Below are 11,834 nucleotides of genomic sequence, written 5' to 3' on the forward strand. Positions count from 1 at the left end.
GCCATCGCCAGCAAGCCGGCTCCTACAAGGGGGGCGTTTACTGCGGGCGTACGCGCAGGGTCAGGCCCTTGAGGAAGTTGCGCAGCAGCTGGTCGCCGCACGGACGGTAGTTGGTGTGGCCGAACTTGCGGAACAGCGCGCTCAGCTCAGGTTTTGATACCGGGAACTCGGCGGCCTTGAGGATCGCGTGCATATCGTCCTCTTTCAGCTCGAACGCCACGCGCAGCTTTTTCAGGATGATGTTGTTGGTCACCGGGACTTCGATCGGCTGCGGCGGACGGCTTTCGTCCTTGCCACGCTTGAAGATCACCAGGCCATCGAGGAAGTGCGCCATGACTTCATCCGGGCAGCGGACGAAGCCTTCTTCGTCTTCCTCTTTCTTGTCGAGGTAGGTCAGCAAGTCCGGCAGGGTCACGTTCATGCCGCCGAGCTTGATGATCTCGATGACTTTCTTGTCGCTGATGTCGAGCATGTAGCGCACGCTGCGCAGTACGTCGTTATGAATCATGTGTGCAGTCCTGATAATTCAGCTATGGGCGCCGCCGAAAACAGCGGCGCCGAAAGGTGTGGCGGCAGGGGAAGTGTCAGAACTTCTCTTTGCCGGACAAGTAGCGCCATTGCCCCACGGGCACTTTGCCGATGGACACGCCGCCGATGCGGATGCGGCGGATGGCGACGACCTTCAGGCCGACGGCCTGGCACAGCTGGGCAATGATGCCCGGTTGCGGATTCTTCATGGCAAAGCGCAGGCGGTTCTCGTTCTGCCAACTGGCCTTGACCGCCGGCAACTCCTTGCCCTTGTAGGTCAGGCCGTGGTTCAGGCGATTGAGGCCGTGCGCCACCATCTCGCCTTCAACCTCGACCACGTACTCCTGCTCGATCTTGCTGGAGTCGGCGGTCAGTTTGCGCAGGATTTTCCAGTCCTGGGTGAACACCAGCAGGCCGCTGGCGTTGGCCTGCAGGTCGGTGCTGGCGGTCAGGCGCAGGAAGTGGCCGCGCAACGGGCGTTTGCCGTAGCGGTGTTCTTCGCTCAGCGTCTCGGCGCCGAGGGTGGCCATGGCGGTGTCTGCGTCCATGCCGGCGGGCACGTTCAGCAGCAGCGTTACCGGCTCTGGCGCAGTGGCCTTGGCTTCGGGGTCGAGCTCGACTTTTTGGGTGTCGACCTTGAATTGCGGCTCGTCGATGACCACGCCGTCGACGGTGACCCAGCCGCCCTCGATGAACAGCTCAGCCTCCCGACGGGAACAGCCGACGAGTTCGATGAGGCGTTTGGAGAGACGAATCGGGTCAGTCATGTCAGGGCCGTAACAAAAAAGGGGTGGGCATTGTACCTGCGTGGCGCCGGTTAATCCCGGCTCCATTTACACCGCAGCGCTTTTTGTAGGCGCTGGCTTGCCAGCGAAAGCGGTGTGTCTGTGAAAACGATGCTGGATGTGCCGACGTCTTCGCTGGCAAGCCAGCTCCTACAGGAGGTTGTGTGGTGTCAGCCGTGTTGTGAGTGGTGCTGGTTTTGCCTCAAGCGCATGTGCAGCAGCGGGTACGGTTGGCCCATGCCATCGACTTCCGAGCGACCAATGACCTCGAAGCCCTGCTTGAAGTAAAAGCCCAGGGCTTGGGGGTTTTGTTCGTTGACGTCCAGTTCGTCGGCGTTCAGGTGTTCGAGGGCGTAGCGCAGCAATTTCTTGCCCAGGCCCTGGCCGCGATGATCGGGGTCGATGAACAGCATTTCGATCTTGCCGGCCGCCACCCCGGCGAACCCAGTGATGCGTTGGTTCGAGTCCTTGGTGCAGACCAGCATTACCGCGTCGAGGTAGCGGGTCAGTACCAGGTTTTTCAGCAGCTCGATGTAGCTGTCCGGCAGAAAGTCATGGGTGGCGCGGACCGAGGCCTCCCAGACCTGGGTCAGTTCTTCGTAGTCGCCGAGTTTCGGCGTATGGATGACCGAATGCTGACGCATGCCTGTCTGCCTCTGAATGCGTGAGTGATGTGAATCCTTTCAACGTCAAACGATAGCCGTAAAAAAGCCCCGCATCTCGTCAAGAGAGCGGGGCTTTGGGTATTTTTTGCGTTTAGATCTGTTCAGCCCACAGATCGTATTCGTCGGCGTCGGTCACTTTGCACCAGACCTTGTCGCCTGGCTTCAAGTTGCTGCCGTTGTCGATGAACACGTTGCCGTCGATTTCCGGGGCATCGAAGAAGCAACGGCCAACCGCGCCTTGCTCGTCGACTTCATCGACCAGCACTTCGATTTCACGGCCGATGCGCATTTGCAGGCGTGCCGAGCTGATTGCTTGCTGGTGCGCCATGAAACGCTCCCAACGGTCCTGCTTGACGTCATCCGGGACGACATCCAGGTCCAGGTCGTTGGCTGGTGCGCCTTCGACCGGCGAGTACTGGAAGCAGCCGACGCGGTCGAGCTGGGCTTCGGTCAGCCAGTTCAACAGGTACTGGAAATCTTCTTCGGTTTCGCCGGGGAAGCCGACGATGAAAGTCGAACGGATGATCAGGTCCGGGCAGATTTCGCGCCAGTTCTTGATGCGTGCCAGGGTCTTGTCTTCGAACGCCGGGCGTTTCATCGACTTCAGCACTTTCGGGCTGGCGTGCTGGAACGGGATGTCCAGGTACGGCAGGATCTTGCCGGCGGCCATCAGCGGGATCAGCTCGTCAACGTGCGGGTACGGGTAAACGTAGTGCAGGCGCACCCAGACGCCCAGGGTGCTCAAGGCTTCGCAGAGTTCGGTCATGCGGGTTTTCACCGGCGCGCCGTTCCAGAAACCGGTGCGGTACTTAACGTCGACGCCGTAGGCGCTGGTGTCTTGCGAGATCACCAACAGCTCTTTGACGCCGGACTTGACCAGGCGCTGGGCCTCGTCCAGCACGTCACCGACCGGACGGCTGACCAGTTTGCCGCGCATCGACGGGATGATGCAGAAGCTGCAGCTGTGGTTGCAGCCTTCGGAAATCTTCAGATAGGCGTAGTGGCGCGGGGTCAGCTTGATGCCTTGCGGCGGCACCAGGTCGATCAGCGGGTTGTGATCCTGGCGCGGCGGCACGACTTCGTGCACGGCATTGACCACTTGCTCGTACTGCTGCGGACCGGTCACGGCCAGCACGCTCGGGTGTACGTTGCGGATGTTGCCTTCCTCGACGCCCATGCAGCCGGTCACGATGACCTTGCCGTTTTCCTTGATGGCTTCGCCGATCACTTCCAGGGACTCGGCCTTGGCCGAATCGATGAAGCCGCAAGTGTTGACCACGACAACGTCAGCGTCCTGGTAGGTGGACACGACGTCATAGCCTTCCATGCGCAGCTGGGTAAGGATGCGCTCGGAGTCGACCAGTGCTTTGGGGCAGCCCAGGGATACGAAGCCAACCTTTGGATTGGCTGACGCAGGAGTGGTGGACATGTCTAACCTCGGTATTTTGTGACGCCTCGTGCCGAGTGCGGCAAGACGACGGACGGGCGCTTATTTGGCGCCTCTGATCAAAAAGTGCGCAATTCTAGCGATGGTAAGCCCACTTGACCAGCTTTATGCAGGGAAATACGACGAGTGCTGCGCTATGCTTCGCGCCGTTACGCTTTACTGATTTTTTACAGTCAACAAAACGTCTGTAACGTGAAGTAAAACAGCGCATGCTGCACGACAAAGCATAGTGCTTCTTTCAAGAAGCCCGAGTCTGGGTAGTAGGAGTGGTGGATGGGTCAGGCAAGTAGTCAGACTGCGGGCGCCGAGCATTCGGCGGTGAAGCCGATCGGCATGCTGGTCGCGGCAGTCGGGGTGGTTTATGGCGATATCGGCACCAGTCCGTTGTACACCCTCAAGGAAGTGTTTTCCGGCGGCTATGGCGTGCCGGTTAACCACGACGGGGTGCTGGGGATCCTGGCGCTGATCTTCTGGTCGCTGATCTGGGTCGTGTCGATCAAGTACATGATGTTCGTCCTGCGGGCCGACAACCAGGGCGAAGGCGGGATCATGGCCCTGACCGCGCTGGCCCGGCGGGCGGCGGCGGGGCATGCGAAGCTGCGCGGCTTCCTGGTGGTTTGCGGTCTGATCGGCGCGGCGCTGTTCTATGGCGATAGCATGATCACGCCGGCGATTTCCGTCCTCTCGGCGATTGAAGGCCTGGGACTGGCGTTCGACGGCATCGATCATTGGGTGGTGCCGCTATCGCTGGTGGTGCTGGTCGGGCTATTCCTGATCCAGAGCCACGGCACGGCGCGGATCGGCATTCTGTTCGGGCCGATTATGGTGACCTGGTTCCTGGTGCTGGGCGCACTGGGTGTCTACGGCATCCTGCAGCACCCGGAAGTGTTGCAAGCGATGAATCCGGTGTGGGGCGTGCGCTTCTTTGTCGTCCACCCGGGCATGGGCCTGGCGATTCTCGGCGCGGTGGTGCTGGCATTGACCGGTGCCGAAGCGCTGTACGCGGACATGGGTCACTTCGGTCGCAAGCCGATCGCTCGCGCCTGGTTTCTGCTGGTGCTGCCGGCGTTGGTGCTCAACTATTTCGGGCAAGGTGCCTTGCTGCTGGGCGACCCGGAAGCGGCGCGCAACCCGTTCTACCTGCTGGCGCCAAGCTGGGCATTGATCCCGCTCGTCGGCTTGTCGACCCTGGCCACGGTGATTGCTTCGCAGGCAGTGATTTCCGGCGCGTTCTCCCTGACCCGTCAGGCGATCCAGCTCGGATACATCCCGCGCATGCACATCCGGCACACCTCCAGCGCCGAACAGGGCCAGATCTACATTGGCGCGGTGAACTGGGCGCTGATGGTCGGCGTGGTGCTGTTGGTGCTGGGCTTCGAATCCTCGGGTGCGCTGGCCTCGGCCTACGGTGTGGCGGTGACCGGGACCATGCTGATGACCAGCATCCTGGTGTCGGCGGTGATCCTGCTGCTGTGGAAATGGCCACCGCTGCTGGTGGTGCCGGTGCTGTTGGGCTTCCTGCTGGTGGACGGTGTGTACTTCGCCGCCAACGTGCCGAAAATCGTCCAGGGCGGTGCCTTCCCGGTGATCGCCGGTCTTGCACTGTTTGTGCTGATGACCACCTGGAAGCGCGGCAAGCAGTTGCTGGTCGATCGCATCGACGAAGGCGGCTTGCCCCTGCCGATCTTTATCAGCAGCATCGCCGTACAGCCGCCACACCGGGTGCAAGGCACCGCGGTGTTCCTGACGGCACGCGCGGACGCCGTGCCCCACGCGCTGTTGCACAACCTGCTGCATAACCAGGTGTTGCACGAGCAGGTGGTGCTGCTGACGGTGGTGTACGAAGATATCCCGCGGGTACCGCCAACCCGACGGTTCGAGGTCGATGCCTATGGCGAGGGCTTCTTCCGGGTAATCCTGCACTTCGGCTTTACCGACGAGCCGGACGTACCGAAGGCGTTGAAGCTGTGCCATCTCGACGAGTTGGACTTCAGCCCGATGCGCACCACGTACTTCCTCAGCCGCGAGACGGTGATTGCCTCGAAGCTCGAAGGCATGTCGCGCTGGCGTGAGGCGCTGTTCGCGTTCATGTTGCAGAACGCCAACGGCAACCTGCGGTTCTTCAATCTGCCGCTGAACCGGGTAATTGAGCTGGGTACTCAGGTGGAGATGTAAGCGACCCACAAAAAGCCCTCGTTGCCTTGCGGCAGCGGGGGCTTTTTTGTGGATGGTCATCCGGGCCGGTGTGATCTGTGTAGGAGCTGGCTTGCCAGCGAATGCGGTGTGTCTGTGACGTTGGTGTTGAATGCGCGGACGCCTTCGCTGGCAAGCCAGCTCCTACAGGTTTGTGTGATCTCTGCTGGAGCTGGCATTGTGTGGTGGAATGAAAAAGCCCCCGTTACCGTGAGGTAACGAGGGCTTTTTTGGGGCTCAGATCACTCTGTAACCGCCGCGTCCTTCGGTTGGCGCTTCTCGATGATGTCCACCAGGCGCTTGGCCAGTGCCGGGTAGTTCTCGTCGAAGTGGTGGCCGCCAGGCAGCTTCACGGCTTCGCCCACCGCGGTCTTGTCGGTGCAACCACTTTCGTCGGCTTCTTCTTCACCGTAGATGCACACTACTTTGGCTGCGGGCAGCTTGGCCATTTCCGGGCCGGTGGCGGCTTCTTTGCCGGCGTTGCCGAGCCAGCCTTCGACTTCGATTTCGAAGCTGCCGGTACGGGCGAAGGCCAGCAGGATGATCGCATCGACGCGATTCTGCTCCGAGGCCTCGAGACGGTTGTAGATCGCTGGCAGCACATCCGCGCCGAACGAGTAGCCGGTCAGGATGAAGCGCTTGGTGCCCCATTTCTGCCGGTAGTGCTGCATCAGCTCGGCCAGGTCCAGTGCGCTCTGCTCCGGGCTCTTGTGCTGCCAGTAGTAGCGCAGGGTGTCGATGCCGACCACCGGGTAACCGATCTTCGCCATCTCGCCCGCCACGTCGCGATCCAGGTCACGCCAACCGCCGTCACCGGACAGGAACAGGGTCACGGTGTCCTTGGCCTGGCCCGCTGGCACTTCGACTACCGGGATCTGCAGGCCGCCAGCGGCCTTGTCGCCACCGACGAGGATCTTGCGCAGTTCGTTGTTCAGCACTTGCGGCAGGTTGATGTCGTAGTCGCTGATGCTGGTTTCGGCGTTCGGCTGGTCACGCACGAAGCCGGCACTGGCGTCATCCGGGTTGTCGTTCCAGGCCACCAGCCAGTGACCGTGGGCGGCACTTTTCGGAAACAGGTGCGTGCAGCCGCCTTTTTCCAACGCCAGATCGACCGAGATGGCCTGGGCCTTGTCGTCTTTCTGTTCGGCTAGCCAGCGCCAGGCCAGCACGGCACCCGGGCCGATACCGCTGACCAGGGTTGCCGGGCCATTGAGTTCGCGCAGACCCGATTGCAGGGCTCGGCTTTGCAGCAGGCAGTCTTTGGGCAGGATCACTTGGACAATTTGCGCCGCGGCGCTGCGGCTCAGGGTCATCAGCTGCTTGTCGCTGAGTTTTTGGTCGTCATTGACGGCCACCAGCACCTGGGCGCGTGGCTTCGTGCCGGGGATGACACGGGTCATCGCCGCGCCGTCGGCCGGGGTCAGCAGTTCGAGGGTCGGTTCCGGTGCCGGGCGTTTCAGGTACCAGTAACCGCCACCAAGAATCGCGGCCAGCACAATCAGTGCGACCAGGATGTACTTCAGGGAGCGTTGAATCATCAGCGTTTCACCAATCCAGTCAAGCCGCCCGCGATCAGGGCAGCAGTGTCGGCCAGCGCAACCAGCGGATCGAGTCCGGCGGGCACAGCCATATAACGGGGTTCCCAATCAGGCTGGAACTTGTCTTTAAAACGGCGCAAGCCTTGGAAGTTGTACAGCTGCTCACCACGGCGGAATACCATCGAACCCAGGCGCTGGGTCAGCGGTGCACCTCGACGGGGTTGCAACCCCGACAACGGCACCATGCCCAGGCTGAAACGCGCGTATCCATGGTTTTTATAATGTTGAATCAGGCCGACCATCATGAACTCCATGGTCAGCTTAGGGGCCTCCGGGTGCGCACGCATCAGGTCGAGGCTGGCCAGGTCATGGCCGTAGGTCTCGAGCAAGTTGGCAAACGCCACCGGGCGCCCTTCGAAACGAATCACCGCGATGCGGAAATACTTGAGGTAGTCATCACTGAAGCGGCCCAGCGAGAAGCCTTTTTCGCGGACATTCTTGCCGGTCAGCCAGGCATCGGAGATCACCTTGAGCTCATCCATCGGCGCATGACCCGGCTCATGGATTTCCAGCGACAGCCCATCGCGGGTGCCACGGTTCCAGGTGTAGCGCAGGTCCTTCATCTCTTTGCCCTTGGCTTCGAGATCGAACTTCTTGAGTTCGACCCGGGCTTCTTCTCCGAGCTTGATCGCGGTCAGGCCGATGTCCATGTAGTACGGCAGGTTCTCGGCACGAACCTGATAGAACACGGGACGGGCGTGGTGGAGATCGCACAGATCGCGGAACTGCCAGATCATTTCGGCGCGTTGCTGGCCCGGGCCGATCGGATCGTAGAGGGCCACCAGGCTGCGGCCACGACGGGCGTACATCAGGAACGCTTCGTCATTGGGATGGAACAGTAGCGCCTTGTCACCGGTCAGCGCCAGGCCGCCATCCGGTTGGGCCGAGGCCATGAGGATCTTGTTGGCGCGCTCCAGTTCATCGGGCGTCGGCAGGTGAATGATCGGGCGCGCGGTACGCAGCAGCCAGGTCAGCGACACCACCACCAACAGCACGGCGGCACCGAGCAACGAACGCAGGCCACGCGGGGCATCGGCGTCGAGGGTGAACTGCCACCACAGTTGATGGCTGTACGGAACGTCCTGATAGGCGAACAGCAGCAACCAGATCGACGCACCCAGCACGCACAGGCTGGCCACCAGGTACAGCGGCGAAAACGGCACTTCGGTCAGGCGGCTTGGGCGATAGAACGAGCGACGGAAGACTCCGAGCAGGCTGGCGGTGAGCATCAGCAGGCTGGCTTCTTCCCAGTCGAAACCCTTGAGCAGCGACAGCAGGGCGCCGACCAGCAGCAGAATCGTGGTCAGCATCCACGCGGCGGACAGCCGGCGACGCAGGCCCTGCGCCAGCAGCAGGCACAGCACGCCCACCAGGCTGGCGCCGAAGTGCGAAGCATCGACCAGGCGATGAGGGATCAGGAAACCGATGTGTTCCAGGCGCGTGTCGATTTCCGGGGTGGCGCCGGAGAACAGCAATACCACGCCGGAGAGGAACACCAGCACCGACAGGATCGGTGCCGCAAGGCCCGAGGCTGCGCGCAGGGTCTGGCGAGTCTGGAACAGGCGCTGGCCTTCGTTGATCAGCAACAGCAGGCACGCCACCAGCAACGGCAGGACCACATAGATCAGGCGATAGAGCAGCAGGGCGGCCGCCAGTGGCGCAGCGCCAAGAGTGTCGGAAAACGCTGCGAGCAAGATTGCCTCGAATACCCCGACACCGCCAGGCACATGACTGAGTACACCGGCCGCCAGGGCCAACAGGTAAACCAGCAAGAAGGCACCGAACGGTGGCGCTTCCGGCAGCAGCAGATACAGCACGGTCGCGGCAGCCGCAACGTCGAGGGCAGTAATGATCAGTTGCAGGAACGTCAGGCGACGCCCCGGAAGGCGCAGCGTGCGGCGTCCGACCTGGACCAGCAGGTTGTCCTGCAGGGGTTGTTCCGGCAGCCGACGGCGATAGATACCGATGGCCAGCACCGAGAACAACAGCAGCACGACCGCTGCCACCACGCCCAGCAGCGTCTCGGACAGACCCAGGGCAATGGACGCGGCAGGCAGGTCGCTGAGCGTCGCCAGGGCCGCCAGCGGTGGCAAGGCACACCCGAGCGAGAGGCTGGCAAACAGCGTCATGCGCGCGACCTCACCCGCCCCCAGGCCATGACGGGCGTACAGGCGATAGCGAACCGAGCCGCCCGACAACATTGAAAGGCCGATGGCGTTGCCAATGGCGAAGGCGGTGAAGCCACCGAGTGCCAGGGTGCGCGGTGCCAGGCTGACCCCGGCATAACGGCTGGCCGACCATTCGTAGCCCAGCAGGATGATGAAGCCGACGATGGTTGCGCCCAGGGCACCCAGCAAGGCCGGCTTCGGTACGTCGAGGATCGAGTCGTGTAGCGCGTAGAGATCGAGTTCGCTCAACAAGTGGCGACAGGCAATCAGCGCGATCGCGAACAACAGCAAGGTGACCGCCAGGCCAATGGGCTGACGGTATTTGCTCACTCGATCGAGCAGGCGCAGACGCTCAGCCTTGATCGGTTGTGTCGCTGTGACAGTGTCTTGTGGATCAGACGAGTTGGCGCGCATCAATCACCTCTTGGATTGTGCGCGACAGGATGGGGGTATCGAGCCAAGTTACCAATCCCTGTAGAAAAAAATAATCACAAATATTAACGCCTATCACCCGGCAGCGGGGACGGCATGTCATCGGTCGTGAAGGCTTCGGCCTGCGATAGAGCATAGTCTGAACTCGGCGCATGGGTGGCTCCCAAACGGCTTGTTGCACAATGACAGATCATTGTTGCGAAAGGACTTTTTCAACAGATACAAAAAAGGCCACTCTTTCGAGTAGCCTTTTTTGATGTTTGGTTGCGGGAGCCGGATTTGAACCGACGACCTTCGGGTTATGAGCCCGACGAGCTACCAGACTGCTCCATCCCGCGTCTGTGTGGCGGCATTCTATAGAGATATGCCGGGGTGTCAACCGTTAATCCTGAAGCAGGTCAAATAAACGCTCAAGCGCGGCAAACCGTCGCAGTCGTGTCCTAAGTTTCAGAATCGAAACGATTTCTGCTTTTTGCTCGATTCAGTGAGTAGGGCTGGTTGCGCGGCCCGACAATACAAAACAGGCACGCACAAAAAAGGCCACTCTTTCGAGTAGCCTTTTTTGATGTTTGGTTGCGGGAGCCGGATTTGAACCGACGACCTTCGGGTTATGAGCCCGACGAGCTACCAGACTGCTCCATCCCGCGTCTGTGTGTCGGCATTCTATAGAGATACGCCGGGGTGTCAACCTGCAATTCTGAAAAAAGCTGTTCAGGTTCAATTGGTTAGCTTGCGTAGGGGCAGGGCGGGTCTTCTGCGGGGCAGGCAGGGCAAGGGTTGCGGCTCTATTGGGGGTGCTTTTTCGATTGAAAAAATAAATTCATCAGTGGCATTTCCCACAAACCGAAAAGAACATTCCGACCACTGGTGCTATATACAGGTGTCGGTGAGATACTGCCCGTCCGGCACTCGCATGCGCCTTTTCTTATCCAAGAACACAGCTTTGATATGACACAGCGAAAGATCATCCATGTTGATTGCGACTGTTTCTACGCCGCCATCGAGATGCGCGACGACCCGAATCTGGCCGGCAAGCCTTTGGCGGTCGGCGGCTCGGCGGATCGACGCGGGGTGATTGCGACCTGCAACTACGAGGCGCGAGCCTATGGTGTGCGTTCGGCGATGTCGTCAGGGCATGCGCTGAAACTATGCCCGGACCTGACCATCGTCAAGCCGCGCATGGAGGCCTATAGAGAAGCCTCGAAGGAAATCCATACGATCTTTCGCGATTACACCGACATCATCGAGCCGCTTTCGCTCGACGAGGCCTACCTTGACGTATCGGACAGTGCGCATTTTGGCGGCAGTGCAACGCGCATCGCCCAGGACATCCGTCGTCGGGTGTCCAATCAACTGCATATCACCGTGTCGGCCGGCGTGGCGCCGAACAAGTTTCTGGCCAAGATCGCCAGTGACTGGAAAAAACCCAACGGTCTGTTCGTCATTACCCCCGATCAGGTCGAGTCGTTTGTCAGTGGCCTGCCGGTGAGCAAGTTGCACGGGGTGGGCAAGGTCACCGCCGACAAGCTCGGCAAGCACGGTATCAGCGATTGCCTGCAACTGCGCGAGTGGGGCAAATTAGCCCTGGTGCGTGAATTTGGCAGCTTTGGCGAGCGACTCTGGAGCCTGGCCCGTGGGATCGATGAGCGCGTGGTGCACAACGACAGTCGTCGTCAGTCGATCAGCGTGGAAAATACCTACGACGTCGATCTGCCTGATCTGAAGAGTTGCCTGGATAAATTGCCCGAATTGCTGGAGACCCTGGCCGGGCGCATGGCGCGCATCGACAGCAGCTATCGGCCGGGCAAGCCCTTCGTCAAAGTGAAATTCCATGACTTTACCCAGACCACACTGGAGCAGGCCGGGGCAGGGCGGGATCTGGGGAGTTACCAGTTAATGTTGACCCAGGCGTTCAATCGCGGCGGTAAGCCGGTGCGGCTATTGGGGGTCGGGGTGCGGCTGGAGGATTTGCGGGGCGGGTTTGAGCAGATGGAGTTGTTTGAGCGGTAGCGGTAGAT

8 protein-coding genes and 2 tRNA genes are annotated in these 11,834 nt (G+C 60.8%); 2 read left to right on the forward strand and 8 right to left on the reverse strand.

Annotation, left to right across the window (positions count from 1 at the left end):
• Nucleotides 1-37 precede the first annotated feature (37 nt).
• The 4 genes from J1D76_RS25635 to rimO all read right to left on the reverse strand — a co-directional run bounded on the left by J1D76_RS25635 (nucleotide 38) and on the right by rimO (nucleotide 3,407).
• Nucleotides 38-508, reverse strand: coding sequence for a DUF1456 family protein (locus tag J1D76_RS25635; protein WP_108216691.1), 471 nt, complete (start codon nucleotides 506-508; stop codon nucleotides 38-40).
• 76 nt (nucleotides 509-584) lie between these two features.
• Nucleotides 585-1,295, reverse strand: coding sequence for an rRNA pseudouridine synthase (locus J1D76_RS25640; RefSeq protein ID WP_007992725.1), 711 nt, complete (start codon nucleotides 1,293-1,295; stop codon nucleotides 585-587).
• A 188-nt stretch (nucleotides 1,296-1,483) separates the two neighbouring features.
• Nucleotides 1,484-1,957, reverse strand: coding sequence for a GNAT family N-acetyltransferase (locus J1D76_RS25645; protein ID WP_421141177.1), 474 nt, complete (start codon nucleotides 1,955-1,957; stop codon nucleotides 1,484-1,486).
• 112 nt (nucleotides 1,958-2,069) lie between these two features.
• Nucleotides 2,070-3,407 (reverse strand): 30S ribosomal protein S12 methylthiotransferase RimO, encoded by a 1,338-nt coding sequence (gene rimO / locus J1D76_RS25650; RefSeq protein ID WP_339546412.1) that lies wholly within the window; start codon nucleotides 3,405-3,407, stop codon nucleotides 2,070-2,072.
• A gap of 291 nt (nucleotides 3,408-3,698) precedes the next feature.
• Here rimO and J1D76_RS25655 point away from each other — a divergent pair, with 291 nt between their 5' ends.
• Complete coding sequence (locus tag J1D76_RS25655) at nucleotides 3,699-5,600, forward strand: potassium transporter Kup (RefSeq protein WP_421141179.1); 1,902 nt, start codon at nucleotides 3,699-3,701, stop codon at nucleotides 5,598-5,600.
• Nucleotides 5,601-5,860: 260 nt separating this feature from the next.
• Here J1D76_RS25655 and J1D76_RS25660 read toward each other — a convergent pair whose 3' ends face one another.
• The 4 genes from J1D76_RS25660 to J1D76_RS25675 all read right to left on the reverse strand — a co-directional run bounded on the left by J1D76_RS25660 (nucleotide 5,861) and on the right by J1D76_RS25675 (nucleotide 10,463).
• A complete protein-coding gene (locus J1D76_RS25660; protein WP_421141180.1) occupies nucleotides 5,861-7,156 on the reverse strand; it encodes an AcvB/VirJ family lysyl-phosphatidylglycerol hydrolase in 1,296 nt (431 codons plus the stop codon).
• Nucleotides 7,156-9,798 carry a bifunctional lysylphosphatidylglycerol flippase/synthetase MprF gene (gene mprF, locus J1D76_RS25665; protein WP_421141181.1) on the reverse strand — a complete coding sequence of 881 codons (2,643 nt, stop codon included), beginning with the start codon at nucleotides 9,796-9,798 and terminating at the stop codon, nucleotides 7,156-7,158. The genes J1D76_RS25660 and mprF overlap by 1 nt, the downstream gene beginning before the upstream one ends.
• Before the next feature lie 279 nt (nucleotides 9,799-10,077).
• Nucleotides 10,078-10,154: transfer RNA gene (locus tag J1D76_RS25670), tRNA-Met, on the reverse strand.
• A gap of 232 nt (nucleotides 10,155-10,386) precedes the next feature.
• Nucleotides 10,387-10,463 (reverse strand) — tRNA-Met (locus tag J1D76_RS25675).
• A 301-nt stretch (nucleotides 10,464-10,764) separates the two neighbouring features.
• On the opposite strand from J1D76_RS25675, the gene dinB reads away from it, so the two are divergent.
• On the forward strand, nucleotides 10,765-11,826 hold the full coding sequence (gene dinB, locus J1D76_RS25680) for a DNA polymerase IV (protein ID WP_421141183.1): 1,062 nt from the start codon (nucleotides 10,765-10,767) through the stop codon (nucleotides 11,824-11,826).
• Nucleotides 11,827-11,834: the final 8 nt, after the last annotated feature.

This window comes from Pseudomonas sp. NFX15, assembly GCF_049132105.1.
Taxonomy (GTDB): Bacteria; Pseudomonadota; Gammaproteobacteria; order Pseudomonadales; family Pseudomonadaceae; genus Aquipseudomonas.